18 protein-coding genes are annotated in these 17471 nt (G+C 63.9%); 2 read left to right on the forward strand and 16 right to left on the reverse strand.

Annotated elements, in window-relative coordinates; all coding sequences use genetic code 11:
- Positions 1–12: 12 nt before the first annotated feature.
- From LZ005_RS07745 to carA, 4 genes are all read right to left on the reverse strand, one after another.
- Positions 13–459, reverse strand: coding sequence for a DUF4149 domain-containing protein (locus LZ005_RS07745; protein WP_237806363.1), 447 nt, complete (start codon positions 457–459; stop codon positions 13–15).
- A complete protein-coding gene (gene greA, locus LZ005_RS07750; RefSeq protein ID WP_237806365.1) occupies positions 459–938 on the reverse strand; it encodes a transcription elongation factor GreA in 480 nt (159 codons plus the stop codon). The genes LZ005_RS07745 and greA overlap by 1 nt, the downstream gene beginning before the upstream one ends.
- An 86-nt stretch (positions 939–1024) precedes the next feature.
- On the reverse strand, positions 1025–4243 hold the full coding sequence (carB, locus tag LZ005_RS07755) for a carbamoyl-phosphate synthase large subunit (protein ID WP_237806367.1): 3219 nt from the start codon (positions 4241–4243) through the stop codon (positions 1025–1027).
- The gene (gene carA, locus LZ005_RS07760; protein WP_237806369.1) at positions 4244–5407 is read right to left on the reverse strand and encodes a glutamine-hydrolyzing carbamoyl-phosphate synthase small subunit; all 1164 of its coding nucleotides are present in this window, start codon (positions 5405–5407) and stop codon (positions 4244–4246) included. It abuts the gene before it with no gap.
- A 272-nt stretch (positions 5408–5679) separates the two neighbouring features.
- On the opposite strand from carA, the gene LZ005_RS07765 reads away from it, so the two are divergent.
- Positions 5680–6114, forward strand: a complete 435-nt coding sequence (locus LZ005_RS07765) for a hypothetical protein (protein WP_237806371.1) — start codon at positions 5680–5682, stop codon at positions 6112–6114.
- 1 nt (position 6115) lies between these two features.
- Here LZ005_RS07765 and LZ005_RS07770 read toward each other — a convergent pair whose 3' ends face one another.
- From LZ005_RS07770 to pstS, 9 genes are all read right to left on the reverse strand, one after another.
- The gene (locus LZ005_RS07770) at positions 6116–6520 is read right to left on the reverse strand and encodes a heme-binding protein (protein ID WP_237806373.1); all 405 of its coding nucleotides are present in this window, start codon (positions 6518–6520) and stop codon (positions 6116–6118) included.
- 11 nt (positions 6521–6531) lie between these two features.
- Positions 6532–7434 carry a patatin-like phospholipase family protein gene (locus LZ005_RS07775; RefSeq protein WP_237806375.1) on the reverse strand — a complete coding sequence of 301 codons (903 nt, stop codon included), beginning with the start codon at positions 7432–7434 and terminating at the stop codon, positions 6532–6534.
- A gap of 106 nt (positions 7435–7540) precedes the next feature.
- The gene (gene phoR / locus LZ005_RS07780; RefSeq protein WP_237806377.1) at positions 7541–8830 is read right to left on the reverse strand and encodes a phosphate regulon sensor histidine kinase PhoR; all 1290 of its coding nucleotides are present in this window, start codon (positions 8828–8830) and stop codon (positions 7541–7543) included.
- Entirely contained in the window at positions 8827–9516 is a 690-nt protein-coding gene (phoB, locus tag LZ005_RS07785) for a phosphate regulon transcriptional regulator PhoB (RefSeq protein WP_237806379.1), read from the reverse strand. Before phoB ends, phoR begins: the two co-directional genes overlap by 4 nt.
- Before the next feature lie 3 nt (positions 9517–9519).
- Positions 9520–10215, reverse strand: a complete 696-nt coding sequence (phoU, locus tag LZ005_RS07790) for a phosphate signaling complex protein PhoU (protein WP_237806381.1) — start codon at positions 10213–10215, stop codon at positions 9520–9522.
- Between the two features lie 13 nt (positions 10216–10228).
- Positions 10229–10987, reverse strand: a complete 759-nt coding sequence (pstB, locus tag LZ005_RS07795) for a phosphate ABC transporter ATP-binding protein PstB (RefSeq protein ID WP_237806383.1) — start codon at positions 10985–10987, stop codon at positions 10229–10231.
- A 10-nt stretch (positions 10988–10997) separates the two neighbouring features.
- Positions 10998–11843 (reverse strand): phosphate ABC transporter permease PstA, encoded by an 846-nt coding sequence (gene pstA / locus LZ005_RS07800; RefSeq protein WP_237806385.1) that lies wholly within the window; start codon positions 11841–11843, stop codon positions 10998–11000.
- On the reverse strand, positions 11840–12784 hold the full coding sequence (gene pstC, locus LZ005_RS07805; RefSeq protein ID WP_237806808.1) for a phosphate ABC transporter permease subunit PstC: 945 nt from the start codon (positions 12782–12784) through the stop codon (positions 11840–11842). The genes pstA and pstC overlap by 4 nt, the downstream gene beginning before the upstream one ends.
- A gap of 134 nt (positions 12785–12918) precedes the next feature.
- Positions 12919–13947: a phosphate ABC transporter substrate-binding protein PstS gene (gene pstS, locus LZ005_RS07810; protein WP_237806387.1), complete on the reverse strand. Its 1029-nt coding sequence runs from the start codon at positions 13945–13947 to the stop codon at positions 12919–12921.
- A 237-nt stretch (positions 13948–14184) separates the two neighbouring features.
- Here pstS and sixA point away from each other — a divergent pair, with 237 nt between their 5' ends.
- Complete coding sequence (sixA, locus tag LZ005_RS07815; RefSeq protein WP_237806389.1) at positions 14185–14643, forward strand: phosphohistidine phosphatase SixA; 459 nt, start codon at positions 14185–14187, stop codon at positions 14641–14643.
- Between the two features lie 291 nt (positions 14644–14934).
- Here the strand turns inward: sixA and fliD are convergent, their stop codons facing one another.
- The 3 genes from fliD to LZ005_RS07830 form a co-directional block, all read right to left on the reverse strand.
- Complete coding sequence (gene fliD / locus LZ005_RS07820; protein ID WP_237806391.1) at positions 14935–16200, reverse strand: flagellar filament capping protein FliD; 1266 nt, start codon at positions 16198–16200, stop codon at positions 14935–14937.
- Between the two features lie 64 nt (positions 16201–16264).
- Complete coding sequence (locus LZ005_RS07825; RefSeq protein ID WP_237806392.1) at positions 16265–17044, reverse strand: SDR family NAD(P)-dependent oxidoreductase; 780 nt, start codon at positions 17042–17044, stop codon at positions 16265–16267.
- A gap of 78 nt (positions 17045–17122) precedes the next feature.
- Positions 17123–17446: a PilZ domain-containing protein gene (locus LZ005_RS07830; RefSeq protein ID WP_237806394.1), complete on the reverse strand. Its 324-nt coding sequence runs from the start codon at positions 17444–17446 to the stop codon at positions 17123–17125.
- Positions 17447–17471: the final 25 nt, after the last annotated feature.

A 17471-nucleotide genomic window follows, 5' to 3' on the forward strand; every position in this document is an offset into this window, starting at 1 on the left:
CCGCGCGCCGGCTCAAGCTTCGGCGTTCTTCACCACCAGCACCAGGGCCAGCAGGCTCTCCACCATCCACAACGCGCTCGACATACCGTGCAGCATGCGGAACTGCTCACGCGCGCCAGACGCCATCACGCCCAGAATGCCAGCCTGCTCGCGCAGGGCCTGGATCTGCGGCGTCAGCACGAACAGAATCACGGCCGTACACAGCAAAATGCCGCCCGTCAGCCCCCACAGCCACTTGCGCCGGGCCGGCGCCACCGGGGTGGCCAACAGCAGCATCAGCACGCCCATGGCGAGCGACACCCAGCCTTCGACGCGGAACATCAGGCCGGCGATATTCCCGGCCAGGACCGAATCGAAGAAATAGGCGAACGCCGTGGGCGCGACCAGATAGCCCACCGTGCACAGGCTGCCAGCCCACAGGGCCGTCAGCAGCAGGCGGGCACGGTTGAGCCAGACCATCAGATGTAGCGCACTTCGAGGATTTCGTACTCGCGCGGGCCGGACGGGGCCTGCACTTCGACCACGTCGCCGGCGTACTTGCCGATCAGGGCGCGCGCGATTGGGCTGGTGATCGAGACCTTGTTCTCTTTCAGGTCGGCCTCATCGACGCCGACGATCTGGTAGGACACCTTCTGGCCCGATTCCAGGTCTTCCAGGTCGACCGTCGAGGCGAACACCACGCGCCCTTCGGCGTCGAGGGTGGACGGGTCGATGATCTGGGCCGAGGACAGCTTGGCTTCGAGCTCGGCGATACGGCCTTCGATGAACGCCTGGCGTTCCTTGGCCGCATCGTACTCAGCGTTTTCGGACAGGTCGCCGTGCGAACGGGCCTCGGCGATGGCGTCGATCACGTTGCGGCGCTCCTGGGTTTTCAGCTGGTGCAGTTCCTTGCGCAGCTGCTCAGCGCCGAATTTGGTCAGTGGGACGGTAGTGTTCATGTCTCTTCGGTATTTTGGAAAATGAAAACCACAAAGGCCGCGCTGCATGAAGCGGCACGGCCTCTGTGGTCAGGTGTTACCGGGCGTTAGTTTAAGGAAGAATGCAGGCCTTGTAAATCGTAGACATTCAGTTCGTCCATATGCCGCATCCCGGCCACGGCCGCCTCGGCGCCGGCGATCGTGGTAATCGTGGTCACGCCGGCCGCCAGGGCCGAGGTGCGGATCGCGCGCGAATCGACGATGGCCGAGCGTTTCTCCTCCACCGTATTGATCACCAGCTGGATCTCGTGGTTCTTGATCATGTCGACCACGTGCGGACGGCCCTCGATCACCTTGTTCACCGGCGTCACCGGCAGACCGGCCGCGGCGATCACGGCGGCGGTGCCGCGCGTGGCCACCAGCTGGAAGCCGAGCGCCACCAGGTCGCGCGCCACTTCCACCGTGCGCGGTTTGTCCGAGGTTTTCACCGACAGGAAGACCTTGCCTGCGCGCGGCAGCTTCACGCCCGCGCCCAGCTGCGACTTCACATAGGCTTCGCCGAAGGTCTTGCCCACGCCCATGACTTCGCCGGTCGACTTCATCTCGGGGCCGAGAATCGTGTCCACGCCCGGGAACTTCACGAAGGGGAACACGGCTTCCTTGACCGAGTAGTAAGGCGGCACCACTTCGGTGGTCACGCCCTGGGCGGCCAGGCTGGTGCCGGCCATGCAGCGCGCGGCGATCTTGGCCAGCGGCAGGCCGGTCGCCTTCGACACATAGGGCACGGTGCGCGAGGCGCGCGGGTTCACTTCGAGCACATACACGACGTCCTTGCCGTCCTGCTTCTGGATGGCGAACTGCACGTTCATCAGACCGACCACGTTCAGGCCCTTGGCCATCAGGGCGGTCTGGCGCTTGAGTTCGGCGATGGTGTCGGCGCTCAGCGAATACGGCGGCAGCGAGCAGGCCGAGTCGCCCGAGTGCACGCCGGCCTGTTCGATGTGTTCCATCACGCCGCCGATGAAGGTGGCCTGGCCGTCCGAGATGCAGTCGACGTCGCATTCGATGGCGTCATTCAGGAAGCGGTCGAGCAGCACCGGCGAATCGTTCGACACCTTGACCGCTTCGCGCATATAGCGCTCGAGGTCGCGCTGCTCGTGCACGATTTCCATCGCGCGGCCGCCCAGCACATAGGACGGGCGCACCACCAGCGGGTAGCCGATTTCCTGGGCCAGTTCGAGCGCTTCGGCCTCGGTCCGGGCGGTGCGGTTGGGCGGCTGGCGCAGGCCGAGCTCGTGCAGCAGCTTCTGGAAGCGCTCGCGGTCTTCGGCGGCGTCGATCATGTCCGGGCTGGTGCCGATGATCGGCACGCCATTGGCTTCGAGGTCGAGCGCCAGCTTGAGCGGGGTCTGGCCGCCGTACTGGACGATCACGCCGACCGGCTTTTCCAGCGCCACGATTTCGAGCACGTCTTCCAGGGTCAGCGATTCGAAATACAGGCGGTCCGAGGTGTCATAGTCGGTCGACACGGTCTCGGGGTTGCAGTTGACCATGATGGTTTCATAGCCGTCTTCGCGCATGGCGAGGGCCGCGTGCACGCAGCAGTAGTCGAACTCGATGCCCTGGCCGATGCGGTTGGGACCGCCGCCGAGCACCATGATCTTCTTCTTGTCGGTCGGGTTCGACTCACATTCCTCGTCATAGGTCGAGTACATGTAGGCCGTGTTCGTCGCGAACTCGGCCGCGCAGGTGTCGACCCGCTTGTACACGGGGCGGATGCCGAGCGCATGGCGCTTCTCGCGCACCGCCGTGTCGCTCGTCTGCAGCAGCTTGGCCAGGCGGCGGTCCGAATAGCCCTTCTGCTTGAGCTTGTACAGCAGGTCCTTGCCGATCGCGTCCAGGCTTTGGGTTTCCAGCCACAGTTCGATGTCGACGATTTCCTTGATCTGCACGAGGAACCACGGATCGATGCGGGTCAGCTGGTGCACTTCCTCCAGCGTGAAGCCCTGGGCAAAGGCGTCGCCCACGTACCAGATGCGCTCCGGGCCCGGCTCGCCGAGTTCCTTTTCGAGCTTTTCGCGGTCCTTGGTCTTTTCGTTCAACCCGTCGACGCCGACTTCGAGGCCGCGCAGGGCCTTCTGGAAGGACTCCTGGAAGGTGCGGCCGATGGCCATCACCTCGCCCACCGATTTCATCTGGGTGGTCAGGCGGTCGTTCGCGGCCGGGAACTTCTCGAAGGCGAAGCGCGGGATCTTCGTGACCACATAGTCGATCGAAGGTTCGAACGAGGCCGGGGTGGCGCCGCCCGTGATCTCATTGCGCAGTTCGTCGAGGGTGAAGCCGACGGCCAGCTTGGCCGCCACCTTGGCGATCGGGAAGCCGGTCGCCTTCGAGGCCAGGGCCGAGGAACGCGACACGCGCGGATTCATCTCGATGACGATCATGCGCCCGTCTTTCGGGTTGATCGAGAACTGCACGTTCGAGCCGCCGGTGTCGACCCCGATCTCGCGCAGCACCGCCAGCGAGGCGTTGCGCATGATCTGGTATTCCTTGTCGGTCAGGGTCTGGGCCGGGGCCACGGTGATCGAGTCGCCCGTGTGCACGCCCATCGGGTCGAGGTTTTCGATCGAGCAGATGATGATGCAGTTGTCGGCCTTGTCGCGCACGACTTCCATCTCGTACTCTTTCCAGCCGAGCAGAGACTCTTCGATCAGCAGCTCATTGGTCGGCGAGGCTTCCAGGCCGCGCTTGCAGATGACTTCGAATTCTTCTTCGTTGTAGGCGATGCCGCCGCCGGTGCCGCCCATCGTGAACGAGGGACGGATGATGGTCGGGAAGCCGACCGTCTTCTGCACGGCCCAGGCTTCTTCCATCGAGTGGGCGATGCCGGAACGGGCCGAACCGAGGCCGATCTTGGTCATCGCTTCCTTGAACTTCTGGCGGTCCTCGGCCTTGTCGATGGCTTCCGGCGAGGCGCCGATCAGCTCCACCTTGTATTGCTCGAGCACGCCGTGGCGGTGCAGGTCGAGCGCGCAGTTGAGCGCGGTCTGGCCGCCCATGGTCGGCAGGATGGCGTCCGGACGTTCCTTGGCGATGATGCGCTCGACCACCTTCCAGGTGATCGGCTCGATATAGGTGACGTCGGCCATGTTGGGGTCGGTCATGATCGTGGCCGGATTGCTGTTGACCAGGATGACCTTGTAGCCCTCTTCGCGCAGGGCCTTGCAGGCCTGGGCGCCCGAATAGTCGAATTCACAGGCCTGGCCGATGATGATCGGGCCGGCGCCAATGATCAGAATGCTTTTGATATCACTACGTTTTGGCATTTATTTTTTCTCCGCGGCTTGCATCAGGCCGATGAAGCGATCAAACAGGTAGGCGACGTCGAGCGGGCCGGGCGAGGCTTCCGGGTGGCCCTGGAAGCAGAAGGCCGGCTTGTCGGTGCGCATGAAGCCTTGCAGCGAGCCGTCGAACAGCGAGACATGGGTCACGCGGCAGTTGGCCGGCAAGGTGGCGGCGTCGACCGCGAAGCCGTGGTTTTGCGAGGTGATCATCACGTGGCCGCTGTCCAGGTCCTGGACCGGGTGGTTGGCGCCGTGGTGGCCGAATTTCATCTTGAGCGTCTTGGCGCCCGAGGCCAGGGCCATGATCTGGTGGCCAAGGCAGATGCCGAAGGTCGGAATGCCCTTCTCGATCAGTTCGCGGGTGGCGGCGATCGCGTAGTCGCAGGGTTCCGGGTCGCCCGGGCCATTCGACAGGAAAATGCCGTCCGGGTTCAGGGCCAGGGCGTCGGCCGCCGTGCTCTGGGCCGGCAGCACCGTCACCTTGCAGCCGCGCTCGGCCAGCATGCGCAGGATATTGCGCTTGATGCCGTAGTCAAAGGCCACCACATGGTATTGCGGCGCGCTCTGCTTGCCGTAGCCGCTGCCCAGTTTCCATTCGGTCTCGTCCCAGACATAGGGCTTGGTGGTCGAGACCACCTTGGCCAGGTCCATGCCGGCCAGACCGGGGAAGGAACGGGCCAGCTCGATCGCCTCATTCGGGTTCGGCTCGACGCCGGCCTTGCCGACCACGATGGCGCCGTTCTGGGCGCCCTTTTCGCGCAGGATGCGGGTCAGCTTGCGGGTATCGATGCCGGCGATGGCCACGACGTTCTCGGCCTTCAGGTAGTCGGACAGGTTCTGGGTCGAACGGAAGTTCGAGGCCAGCAGCGGCAGATCGCGGATGATCAGGCCGGCGGCATGCACCTTGGACGCTTCCACGTCCTCGGGATTGACGCCGACATTGCCGATATGCGGGTAAGTCAGGGTGACGATCTGGCGCGAGTAGGACGGATCGGTCAGGATTTCCTGATAACCGGTGATGGCGGTGTTGAACACGACTTCACCGATCGTGTGACCGGCGGCGCCGATCGACATACCTTTGAAAATGGTGCCGTCTGCAAGGGCCAGGATGGCTGGCACGGCGGGGCCGGAAAAAAATGGCGGCAAGGGCAACTCCTGTAAAGTTACCGTAGCGTCGCCACGTCAGACCGGCCGCTGGTCCACCCCTCACCTTCGATACATCCAGGGGTTCAGCAAAGCCGAATGATGAGAGGGTGTGAGGTCAGCGCTACGGTGGAAGGCTCAGATGGATAAACCTGCAAAGTATAGCGCATTTTCGCTCTTATCGCAATGCAGCACGGTACCCGCCTAAGCGGGCTGGACAGTTGCGGCCAGTTTGCCTAGAGTGTGGTTCTTCGCTGCGGATGTGATGACAGAACATGGCAACTTTTGGACGTGACTGCCCTACCGAGCGCCCCGACATCGGCGGCCGCGGCGGGGTATTTGTGCCCAACGGCGCACTGGTCGAGGAAAAACTGGCCCTGCTGAAAAACGGCGCCGGCTGCGTCGGCTTCGGCAATATCGACGGCTCGCTGATGATCTATTTCGAGGCCAATAAGTTCGACGACTCCAGCCTGCACAAGTGGGAAGACAAGTGCTTCAAGGCCTATGAGCGCATGGTCAAGCGCGCGCCCACGGTCAACAAGATGTCGGCCGAGCCCGACCAGTTCACCCAGGTCGGCATCATCGAAGGCACCGAAATCCTCGTCAAGGACTGGGCCGCCCTGCGCGAATGGCTGGAAAGCTCACGTGTGCCCGACGCCATGCCGGAGTCCGAGCACATCGTGATGACGGCGCCCCACCTGCGCGGCTGACTCAGCCGAGCAGCGCGCGGATCCCGGCCTGGGCGATCTGCGCATCCTGGGCCGACTTCACGCCCGACACCCCGACCGCCCCCACCGTGTGGCCGTCGACCACGATATTCACCCCGCCTTCGAGCATGCCCTGCAGCGGCGCCGACAGGAAAGCGATGCGGCCGTTATTGATCACATCCTCGAACAGCTTGGTTTCGCGGCGGCCGATGGCGGCGGCCTGGGCCTTGGCCGGCGCGATCTGGGCCGTCATCGGTGCGGCCCCGTCCATGCGCAGCTGCCACAGCAGATGGCCGCCATCGTCGCAGATGGCGATGCTGACGTGCCAGCCATTGGCGCTGGCTTCGGCTTCGGCGGCGGCGCCGATGGTCTTGGCGTCCGCCAGGCTCAGGTAGGGTTTGGCTTGCATGCTGTCTCCGTCTATTGTTGTTTGGCCTTGAGTTTGGCCTTCAGTTGCGGCATGACCGCCGCGGCGGCCTGCTCGCCCGCCAGGATGGCGAGGTTGCGGCCATTGAAATCGGTGCCGCCCATGGCGCCCAGGCTGGGCGTGATGACGACGTCGGCTTCCTTCAGTTCATAGTGGTTGAGGCGCTGACCCATGATGGTAAAGGTCTGCATCAGCACATCGACCGAGCTGGCGATGGCCTGGGCGTCGGTCTGGGTCGAGATGTTGACGGCGATGATGAAATCGGCCCCCATCTGCTTGGCGAACTTGACCGGCACGGGCGCCACCAGGCCGCCGTCGACATAGGTTTTATTCCCGATTTTGACAGGCTGGAACACGCTCGGCACGGCCGAGGAAGCGCGCACGGCCTGGCCCGTATTCCCGCGCTGGAACAGGATCGGCTCGCCCGTCTTCAGATCGGTGGCCACGGCGCCGAAGGGAATCTTCAGCTTTTCCATCGGCAGATTGCCGACCGATTTATTGATGAAGCTTTGCAAGGCCTCGCCCTTGAGCACGCCGGTCGACTTGTTAAACAGGGGCAGCGCCCAGTCCGAGATCGTGGCCTCGTCCATCTCGAGCGCCATCTTCTGCAGGGCGAAGCCATTATTGCCGGCCGCGTAGAGCGCGCCGACCACCGAGCCGGCCGAGGTGCCGACCACGATATCGGGCACGATGCCCTGGGCTTCGAGCGCCTTGATCACGCCGATATGGGCAAAGCCGCGCGCGGCGCCGCCGCCCAGGGCCAGGGCGATCTTCAGCTTCTTCGGAGCGGCGGCCGGCGGCGCCACCACCGGCGTGGGCGCGGGCGGCGGTGCGCTCTGGCAGGCGGCCAGGCTCAGGACGGCAAGGGCACAGGCGAAGGAGCGGCGCGAAAACATGGCAGGACGGGTCCGGTGTGAGCGAAAAACCGTGATTGTACCGGAGCCAGGGGCGGCCCGTGGCGGCGCCGCCGAGGGGGCGTCGGACGCTCCCGGCGGGGGCCGCCTACACGACCATACTGGCCGGCAGCTTGACGATGAAGGTCGAGCCCTTGCCCACTTCGGACTGGATCTGCAGGCTGCCGCCGTGGCGCAGCAGCACGTGCTTGACGATGGCCAGGCCCAGGCCCGTGCCCTGGGTCTCGCGCGAGCGGCTCTTGTCGACCCGGTAGAAGCGCTCGGTCAGACGGGCGATGTGCTTGGCGTCGATGCCGATGCCGCTGTCCTGCACCGAGAACTGCGGACCGCCCTGCCCCATCGTCCAGCGCAGCACGATGCTGCCGCCCTCGGGCGTGTAGCGCACCGCGTTCGAGGCCAGGTTGCCCAAGGCCGAACGCAGCTCGTCGCCCGAACCCTGCACATCGGGCCCATCGATTTCGGCCGTGATGGTGTGCTTGCCGTTCGACAGGGCGCGCGCCTCGGCCAGGATCTGTTCGATCATCGCCGGCATCGGCACGCGCTCGACCTTGAGCGGGTAATCGAGCGACTCGAGGCGCGACAGGGTCAGCATGTCCTCGATCAGGTTCTGCATGCGGTGGCCCTGCTCGGCCATCAGCTTCAGGTGGGCGGCGCGCGTGGCCGGGTCGAGGTCGGGCGTGCCGAGCGCGATCTCGAGGAAGCCGACGATCACCGTCAGCGGCGTGCGCAGCTCGTGCGAGGCATTGGCAATGAAGTCGCGCCGCATTTCCTCGATGCGCTCGCTCTCGGTGACGTCATGGGTCACCAGAATCTGGCGCCGGTTCTCAAACGGAATGATCTGCACGATCAGCTTCCGCTCGCGCAGGCTCAGGGTCAGCGGCGTATCGTAGCGGCCGAGAATGATGTAGTCGATGAAGTCCGGGCTGCGCACCAGATTGGTCACGCGCATGCCCTTGTCGCGCTGGTGCTGCAGGCCCAGGTGCTGCTCGGCGGCCGGATTGCACCACTCGAGGAACAGCACATCGTCCATGATCACCACGCCATCGGGCAGCAGGTGCATGGCCTGGCGAAAGCGCGCCAGCCATTCGGTCAGTTCGGCCTGATTGCGTTCGTCGTCGCGCCGCATGCGGTACAGGCGCGCGAAGATATTGGTCCAGGCGCCCCAGCCATCGGGCAGGCGCGCACTCTGGGGATCGTCGAGCCAGGTCGAGAGCTGGTCGAGGTAGCGCAGCTGGATAAACAGCATCACCACCAAAGCCAGCGAAAGCAGCACCAGACCGGCCTCGAAGCCGAACATCGACCAGAACACGCCGGCCGCGACCAGCAGCACGGCCATGCGCAGCACGGCCGGAACCCAGAACAGGAGACGCTGATTCATTTTTCCGAGAGCATGTAACCGACGCTGCGCACCGTGCGGATCAGGTGCTCGGCCTCTTTCAGGGCCTTGCGCAGGCGCAGCACGTGGACGTCGACCGTGCGCTCCTCGATCACCACATGGTCGCCCCACACTTTGTCCAGCAGCTGGGAGCGCGAGAACACGCGTTCCGGGTGGGCCATGAAGAATTTCAGCAGCTTGTACTCGGCATGGCCGATCTCGATGCGCTGGCCATGCAGCATCACCGAGCAGCTGACCGGATCGAGCGTGACCGGGCCGGCCGTCATCGTCTGCAGGGCCTGCTCGGGGCTCTTGCGGCGCAACAGGGCGCGCGCGCGCGCCAGCAGCTCGCGCGGCGAGAAAGGCTTGGTCACATAATCGTCGGCCCCGGTGTTCAGGCCGGCGATCTTGTCTTCTTCCATGCTCTTGGCGGTCAGCATGATCACCGGGACGTCCTGAAAGTCGCGGTCCGAGCGCATGCGCGAGAGCAGGCGCAGCCCGCTCTGGTCGGGCAGCATCCAGTCGAGGAACATCAGGTGCGGCTTGCGCGACTGCAGGGCTTCCCAAGCTTCGGCCACGTTCGCCACGGCGCGTACATGCCAGCCGGCCTCGCGCAGCGAGAAACTGACAAGTTCGACAATGGCCGGTTCATCTTCAACGATCAGGACGGAGGTCTTGTCTGCGGCCATGCTTTACGGGGCTTCCTGGGGCGTGTATTGACGGGTATGGCGGATATCCTTGCCTTCCACCACGTAGATCACGTACTCGGCGATGTTCTTCGCATGGTCGCCGATGCGCTCGATGGCCTTGGCCACCCACAGGGTGTCCAGTGCGGTCGAGATCGTACGCGGGTCCTCCATCATAAACGTAATCAGGTTGCGCGTGATGGTATTGAACTCCAGATCGACCACATCGTCCTGGTCGATCAGGCGCAGGGCCTGGGCGCCGTCCAGGCGCGCGAAGGCGTCCAGGGCGTCGTGCAGCATGTCGCCGGCGGCGGTGCTGATCGAACGCAGCATGTCGTAGTTGTTCATGATCAGCGAGCCGCGCGCGTGCATGTCGCGGCCCACGCGGGCGATCTTGGCGGCTTCGTCGCCGATGCGCTCGAGGTCGGTGATGACCTTAATCGTGGCCATCACGGTGCGCAGGTCGTTGGCGGTCGGCTGGCGGCGCACGATCAGGTGGCTGCAGGCGTCGTCGAGCTGGACTTCGAGCTGGTTGACATTGCCGTCTTCGGCGATGACGCGCTCGGCGCGGTCCATATTCCCGGTGCGGAACACCGCCATCGCTTCATTGAACTGGGTTTCGACGATGCCGCCCATCAGCAGCACTTTGGAGCGGATGGTTTCCAGTTCGGTGTCGTATTGTTTGGACGAATGGTCGTTCATGGTGGTCTCCGAATCAGCCGAAGCGGCCGGTAATGTAGTCCTGGGTTTCCTTGCGCGCGGGGTTCATGAAGATCTGGTCGGTTTCACCGAACTCGACCAGCTCCCCCAGGTACATATAGGCGGTGTAATCGGAGCAGCGCGCAGCCTGCTGCATATTGTGGGTCACGATGGCGATCGTGTAATCGGTCTTCAGTTCCGAGATCAGTTCTTCGATCTTGGCGGTCGAGATCGGGTCCAGCGCCGAGGTCGGCTCGTCGAGCAGCAGCACGTCCGGTTTGACCGCCACGCCGCGCGCGATGCACAGGCGCTGCTGCTGGCCGCCCGACAGCGACAGGCCGCTCTTGCCGAGCTTGTCCTTGACTTCGGTCCACAGCGCGGCCTTCTTCAGCGCCCACTCGACGCGCTCGTCCATCTCGCCCTTGGACAGGTCTTCGTAGAGGCGCACGCCGAAGGAGATGTTGTCGTAGATCGACATGGGGAAAGGCGTCGGCTTCTGGAACACCATGCCGACCTTGGCACGCAGCATGTTCACGTCGAGGCCGGCTTCGAGGATATTCCCGCCGCGGTAGAGGATCTGGCCCTCGGCGCGCTGGCCCGGGTAGAGGTCGTACATGCGGTTCAGCGTGCGCAGCAGGGTCGACTTGCCGCAGCCCGAGGGGCCGATGAAGGCCGTGACCTTCTTCTCGTAGATCGGCAGATGGATGTTGTGCAGGCTCTGGGTCTTCCCGTAGAAGAAGTTCAGGCCCTGGATATCGATGATTTTATGCGTCATGGCTTGGGTCTCAATGGGCATTTTTCTGGCTGAAGACGGTGCGCGAGAGGATGTTCAATCCAAGCACGCTGAAGGTCACCAGCAAGGCGCCGCCCCATGCCAGGGCGCGCCAGTTATCGTAGGGGCTCATCGCGAACTGGTAGATCACGACAGGCAGATTGGCCATCGGGGCATTCATGTCGGCGCTGAAGAACTGGTTGTTCAGGGCCGTGAACAGCAGCGGCGCCGTCTCGCCCGAGATGCGCGCGACCGCCAGCAGCACGCCGGTGATCACGCCCGCCTTGACGGCGCGCAGGCGCACCAGCAGGGCCACCTTCCAGCGCGGGGCGCCGAGGGCGAAGGCCGCTTCCAGCAGGCTGTTCGGCACCAGATGCAGCATATTGTCGGTGGTGCGCACCACGACCGGAATGGCCAGCAGGGCCAGTGCGATCGAGCCGGCGTAACCGGAGAAGTGCTTGACGTTGGCCACGTACAGCGCGTAGACGAACAGGCCGATCACGATCGACGGCGCCGACAGCATGATGTCGGTGACGAAGCGGGTGAACTTGGCGAAGCGGTTCTCGCTGCCGTATTCGGCCAGGTAGATGCCGGCCAGGATGCCGATCGGCGTCGAGATCAGGGTCGACAGGCCGACCATCATCAGGCTGCCGAAGATGGCGTTCCACAGGCCGCCGGCATCGCTGCCAGGCGAAGGCGTGGTTTCGGTGAACATCGCCACGCTGATGGCCGAGAAGCCCTTGACGGCCAGCGTGGCCAGAATCCACAGCAGGGCCAGCAGGCCGAAGCTCATGGCCAGCACCGACAGGGCGATGCCGATGCGGTGGGTGCGCAGGCGCGCGCGGTAGACCTTGTTCATTTGCTGCCCTCCTTGCGCGACATATTCAGCAGCATCAGCTTGGCGGCCGAGAGCACGATCAGGGTGATCGCGAACAGGATCAGGGCCAGCGCGAACAGCGAGGACACATGCAGCTTGGACTCGGCCTCGGCGAATTCATTGGCCAGGGTCGAGGAGATCGAGTTACCGGCGCCGAACAGCGACAGCGACAGCTTGTTGGCGTTACCGATCACAAAGGTGACGGCCATGGTTTCGCCGAGCGCGCGGCCGAGGCCGAGCATGACGCCGCCGACCACGCCCGCCTTGGTGTAAGGCAGTACGATCTTGCGCACCACTTCCCAGCGCGTGCAGCCGAGGCCATAGGCCGATTCCTTGAGCACGGCCGGGACGATTTCAAACACGTCGCGCATGACCGAGGCGATGAAGGGAATGATCATCACGGCCAGGATCAGGCCGGCGGTGAGGATGCCGATGCCCATGGTCGGGCCCTGGAACAGCTGGCCGATGTAAGGAATCTGACCGAGGGTCTGCTTGAGGAAGGGCTGGACGTGGTCGCCGAACAGGGGGGCGAACACGAACAGGCCCCACATGCCGTAGATGATCGAGGGCACGCCGGCCAGCAGTTCCACGGCGGTGCCGAGCGGGCGGCGCAGCCAGACCGGGCAGATCTCGGTCAGGAACAGGGCGATGCCGAAGCTGACCGGAAACGCGATCAGCAGGGCGATGGCCGAGGTGCTGAGGGTGCCGACGATGGCGATCATCGCGCCGTACTGGTCGTTGACGGGGTCCCATTCGACCGTCGTGATGAAGCCGGGACCGAACTCGCGGAAGGCCGGCAGCGCGCCCATGACCAGGGACACGATGATGCCGCACAAAGCGAGCATGACCACGGTCGCGAAGCCCATGGTCAGTTTATGGAAGATGAAGTCCTGAATGCGCTGCGCGCGCATGACACGGTGCATGCGCGCGCTGGCGGCCGCCTCTTGCAGGCTGGCGCTGTCGGACAGGGATACAGTCGGGTTGGTGCTCATATTATGTGGTGTTTTTTAACGCGCGGGCCGCCGTGGAGCTCAACGGACCCGCGCGGTGCTGCAACTTACCAGATGGCCTTGCCGGAAGCGTCTTTCAGATTGGCCTTCCAGGCGTCTTCGATCTGCTTGACGACGGCGGCCGGCAGCGGCACGTAGTCGAGTTCAGCAGCGGCGGCGCCACCGTTCTTGTAGGCCCAGTCAAAGAATTTCAGGACTTCCTTGCCCTTGGCGCCGTCGGCTTGCGACTTGTGCATCAGGATGAAGGAGGCGCCGGTGATCGGCCAGGCGGCTTTGCCAGCCTGGTCGGTCAGCACCACGCCCATGCCCGGCACTTTGCTCCATTCGGCGCCAGCAGCGGCGGCCTTGAAGTTGTCGTCGTCCGGTTGCAGGAACACGCCGTCCTTGTTCTTCAGCTGGGTGTGCTGCATCTTGTTTTTCTTGGCATAGGCCCACTCGACGTAGCCGATCGAGCCCTTGATGCGCTGGACGTTGGCGGCGACGCCTTCGTTGCCCTTGCCGCCCACGCCGACCACCCATTTCACGGCCGTACCGGCGCCGATCTTGGTCTTGAAGTCACCCGAGACTTTCGACAGGTAGTCGGTGAACAGGAAGGAGGTGCCCGAGCCGTCAGCGCGGTGCACGACGGTGATGTCCTCGGCCGGCAGCTTGACGCCAGCGTTCAGGTCGGCGATGGCCTTGTCGTTCCACTTGGTGATCTTGCCCAGGTAGATGTCAGCCAGGACCGGGCCGGTCAGCTTCAGCTGGCCCGGGGTCACGCCGTCCAGGTTCACCACGGCGACCACGCCGCCCATGATGGCCGGGAACTGCATCAGGCCTTCCGCGTCCAGTTCCTCGCCTTTGAGCGGCATGTCGGAGGCGCCGAAGTCGACCGTCTTGGCCTTGATCTGCTTGATGCCAGCGCCGGAACCGACGGACTGGTAGTTCAGACCGACGTTCGAGGTCTTTTTGTAGGTTTCAGCCCACTTCGAATAAATCGGGTAGGGGAAGGTGGCGCCAGCGCCGGTGATATCGGCGGCCAGAGCCGAGGACATGGCCACGGCGCCGGCGATCAGGGAAATCAAAACACGCTTCATTCTTAGTCCTTTTGATAAAGGGTGGGTGGAATGCTGCGCAGTCTAAAAGTCCAATATGACCGCTTTATGACATTCGCGACGCGCTCTGAAATATTTGTTTTTCCCTCTGAAAAACAGGAATGTGCGGCATTCCTGTCACACTTGGCCGCCCTGCCCTGTCACAAACATGAAATATTTCGCCAGTACCGTCGCCATGATTACAATGACATCGAGCCCGCTCCCGGAAAGGAAACCGCGATGGACCTGATTCTGTGGCGACACGCTGAAGCCGAAGACGGCGAACCCGACATGGCACGCGCCCTCACCGCCAAGGGCCAGAAGCAGGCGCGCCGCATGGCCGAATGGCTGACGGCCCAGCTGCCCGAGAGCTGCAAAATCCTGGTCAGCCCGGCCACCCGCACGATCCAGACGGCCGAGGCCCTGCAGCGCCGCTACAAGGTGGTGCCGGAGCTGGCGCCGGGCGCCTCGCCCTTCGAGATCCTGCGCGTGGCCAATTGGCCCCAGGGCAAGGAACCGGTCCTGATCGTCGGCCACCAGCCGACCCTGGGGATGGTGGCCGCGCTGCTGCTGTCGGGCCAGCCGCAGTACTGGAATATCAAAAAAGCAAATGCCTGGTGGATATCCCAGCGCGAGCCACAGGATCCCGAGGGTCTGCATTTGCGCGCCGTGATGGCGCCCGACCTCGTCCTCAAATAAGGCCTTGTATTCAGCTTGCGCCGCCCTAGAATGAAAAAGTGTCAACGCTGAGGGAGGCTGACATGTTTGTGATGCTGATGATTGCCATGCTGGGCAGCATGGTGGGCCTGGTCCTGTACGAGCTGATCCAGGAAGCGGTGGGCAGTGGCGAAAGCCTGCACGATCACTACCACGAGTAGTGCAAGGGGCGCGTCGGCGCCCTTTCCCCACAAACAAATCGGGGTCAGACCCCATTTATCCGCGCAGAAAAATGGGGTCTGACCCCATTTTTTCCTGAGGGAACTGGCTCTATCAGGCGAGAAAATCGAACAGGGAACTGGTGCCAGTTGGGTTGGCGCCGCTGCCGTATTGCTGGGCAAGCAGCTGCGACTGCACGCTGAGGGCCTTGTTCAGCTGGTCTTTCTTGTTGCTGAGACTGGTGATCTCGCGGCTGACGCTGGCCTGCTCGCGCGCCACCACCCCGCTGCTGCCGAGGAACTGGCCGATTGCGTCGCTGAAGCGGTCGGCCACGCCATTGCCATTGTCGACAAACAGGCGGCCGACGCCAGCCGGATCGGCCGTGAGGGCGGCCTGCAACTTGGTGTTATCGACGCTGAGATTGCCATTGGCCCCGACCGTCAGGCCGATACGCGCCAGACCGGGCGAGCCGGCCAGCTGCTGCAGGCGCGTGCTGACCTGCTGCAGCGCCGGATCGGTTTTCAGGTCGGCGCTGGCAAAGCCGCGCAGCTTGCTGTTCAGGCTGTTGAAGGCCTCGACGAAATTGGCGATGTTGCTGCCGATTTGCTTGTCGTCCTGGGCCACGGTGACGGTCGACTTGCCGGTGGCCTTGAGCGCCAGGGCCACGCCCGGAATCACGCCGGTGACCACATTGCTGTCGCTCTGCACGGCCTTGCCGTCGACGGTCAGCTGGGCATTTTGCGCGGCCTTGGTCTGGCTGAAATTGAGGATGGCGCCGAAGGCCGTGTCGCCCGCGGCGCCAAGCGCCACCGTATTCGACAGGCCAGGCTTGGCCGTGACCTCGAGCGCATAGCCCTTGCCGGACTTGCTGACGGCCGCGTCCACGCCGATGGCCTGCAGGGCCTTGGCGATGCCATTGAGGGTGTTATTGCTTTCGTCGATGCGCAGACTGGTGGTCTTGCCATTGACGCTGACATTCAGAGTGCCGAGCCCAATGGCGGTGTCGGCCGAGGCCAGGGCTTTGCTGGTCTGCACCTGGGCGCTGGCCAGCTGTTTGACCTCGATATTGGCGGTGCCGGCCTTGGCATTGGCATTGGTCAGCGCGCTGAGCACATTGGTGTTCGAGCTGCTGGCGCCCGTGGTCAGGCCGCCGCCGCTGAGCGACTGGGCGACCTGCTGGAAATCGAACAGAGACGAGCTGAGCTTGCCCAGGGCCGAGAGCTTGGCCTGGTCGCTGCCGATATTGGCGCTGAGCTTTTGCAGGCTGGCGTTCTGCGCCAGCAGCGCCTTGTTGACGCGCGCATAGGGATCGGTGCCGGACAAGCCACCGGTCCCCAGGTTGCCCAACAGGGCGCTCGCAGTGTTAATCGTACTGGCCATATTGCCTATTATGCGCCTGTTTTTTGTTCACGAACGCACGAACAGACGCGGCTTTCCCCGTCAATCAGGCCGTTTCCAGGTTCAAGGGCGTGGGCAGTTTGCCGTCCAGGTCGGTAAAGCCGTATTCACGCGCCAGCGCCGCCGCCACCAGCACGCGGCCATTGTGGCGCGCCACGCCGGGGTCGCCCAGCAGGGCCAGCACGGCGCGGCCGATGAACTCGGGCGACTCCGAATTCGACAGGTCAACGTGGGCGGCCAGGGCCAGCACCTGCTCGGTGCGCACCAGGCCCGGGTAGAGCGTCAGCGAGGTCACGCCATGCGGACCCAGCTCGCAGGCCATGTCGGCGCTGAGCTTATCGGTCGCCGCCTTGGCCACGCCATACGCCACATCGCCCTTGTATTTCTGGGCAGCCCAGTAGGACAGATTGACGATCAGACCGCTGCCGCGCGCGACCATCGGCCCCGCGGCCAGGCCACTGGCCACGAAATGGGCGCGCGGACCGACGTCGAACATGGCGTCCCAACGATTTGGCTTTTGCTGCCAGAACGGCAGGCCCCAGGTGAATTCCCCATTGTCCATCATGGCCTCGGAACCGCCCCAGACGTTGTTGACCAGCAGATCGAGCGGGCCGCAGTCGGCCAGCACGGCGCGCACGGCGGCGTCATCGCGGTGGTCGCAGGCCATCGGGTGCAGGTTCGGATGCAGGCCGCCCAGGGCGGCAGGCGCGCTGCGGCCGGTGGCAAACACCTTGACGCCGGCCTGGGCCAACACCAGCGCCACGCCGCGGCCAATGCCACGGCTGGCCCCGGTGACGAGTGCGGTTTTTCCTTCGAATGCGTGCATGCTGGCCCCTTTCGCTGTAAAAAAAAGGGACGCAGTGTAGCAGTCTCCGGCGCCGGAAACTGTCTCAAATTGTCGTGCTTAGCGCAGGTACTTGCTGATCAGCGCGGAGGTGGCCAGGTCCAGTTGCTGGAAATTCAGGCCGATGCGGAATTCGCTGCCACTGAGAATACAGTGGATGACTTTGCAGTTGGCGTGGATGATGTTGCTTTTGCCGTCGTGGAACATCTCGAAGCTGAGCCGGCCTTCGAGACCCGGTTTCAAGGGGCCGCCGAGCAGGATCGAAATCCCGGCCGCATTGATATCGCAGGTGCGCCCCGGCGCGCCGGCCTGCGCTCCATTGGGCGCAAATACACAGCGGGTTTTCAGCACACGGCGGTCGGACAGTCTTTGCTCAGCTTGCATATTTAAAACTTCAACAACATAGTTC

The sequence above is a fragment of the Massilia sp. TS11 genome, from assembly GCF_022012445.1.
Taxonomy (GTDB): domain Bacteria; phylum Pseudomonadota; class Gammaproteobacteria; order Burkholderiales; family Burkholderiaceae_D; genus Telluria.

What these genes read in the sequence shown, in the direction of transcription:
- LZ005_RS07745 (WP_237806363.1), bottom strand. Translation starts at nt 459, where the DNA reads ATGGTCTGGCTCAACCGTGCCCGCCTGCTGCTGACGGCCCTGTGGGCT.
- greA (WP_237806365.1), bottom strand. Translation starts at nt 938, where the DNA reads ATGAACACTACCGTCCCACTGACCAAATTCGGCGCTGAGCAGCTGCGC.
- carB (WP_237806367.1), bottom strand. Translation starts at nt 4,243, where the DNA reads ATGCCAAAACGTAGTGATATCAAAAGCATTCTGATCATTGGCGCCGGC.
- LZ005_RS07765 (WP_237806371.1), top strand. Translation starts at nt 5,680, where the DNA reads ATGGCAACTTTTGGACGTGACTGCCCTACCGAGCGCCCCGACATCGGC.
- LZ005_RS07770 (WP_237806373.1), bottom strand. Translation starts at nt 6,520, where the DNA reads ATGCAAGCCAAACCCTACCTGAGCCTGGCGGACGCCAAGACCATCGGC.
- LZ005_RS07775 (WP_237806375.1), bottom strand. Translation starts at nt 7,434, where the DNA reads ATGTTTTCGCGCCGCTCCTTCGCCTGTGCCCTTGCCGTCCTGAGCCTG.
- phoR (WP_237806377.1), bottom strand. Translation starts at nt 8,830, where the DNA reads ATGAATCAGCGTCTCCTGTTCTGGGTTCCGGCCGTGCTGCGCATGGCC.
- phoB (WP_237806379.1), bottom strand. Translation starts at nt 9,516, where the DNA reads ATGGCCGCAGACAAGACCTCCGTCCTGATCGTTGAAGATGAACCGGCC.
- phoU (WP_237806381.1), bottom strand. Translation starts at nt 10,215, where the DNA reads ATGAACGACCATTCGTCCAAACAATACGACACCGAACTGGAAACCATC.
- pstB (WP_237806383.1), bottom strand. Translation starts at nt 10,987, where the DNA reads ATGACGCATAAAATCATCGATATCCAGGGCCTGAACTTCTTCTACGGG.
- pstA (WP_237806385.1), bottom strand. Translation starts at nt 11,843, where the DNA reads ATGAACAAGGTCTACCGCGCGCGCCTGCGCACCCACCGCATCGGCATC.
- pstC (WP_237806808.1), bottom strand. Translation starts at nt 12,784, where the DNA reads ATGCACCGTGTCATGCGCGCGCAGCGCATTCAGGACTTCATCTTCCAT.
- pstS (WP_237806387.1), bottom strand. Translation starts at nt 13,947, where the DNA reads ATGAAGCGTGTTTTGATTTCCCTGATCGCCGGCGCCGTGGCCATGTCC.
- sixA (WP_237806389.1), top strand. Translation starts at nt 14,185, where the DNA reads ATGGACCTGATTCTGTGGCGACACGCTGAAGCCGAAGACGGCGAACCC.
- fliD (WP_237806391.1), bottom strand. Translation starts at nt 16,200, where the DNA reads ATGGCCAGTACGATTAACACTGCGAGCGCCCTGTTGGGCAACCTGGGG.
- LZ005_RS07825 (WP_237806392.1), bottom strand. Translation starts at nt 17,044, where the DNA reads ATGCACGCATTCGAAGGAAAAACCGCACTCGTCACCGGGGCCAGCCGT.
- LZ005_RS07830 (WP_237806394.1), bottom strand. Translation starts at nt 17,446, where the DNA reads ATGCAAGCTGAGCAAAGACTGTCCGACCGCCGTGTGCTGAAAACCCGC.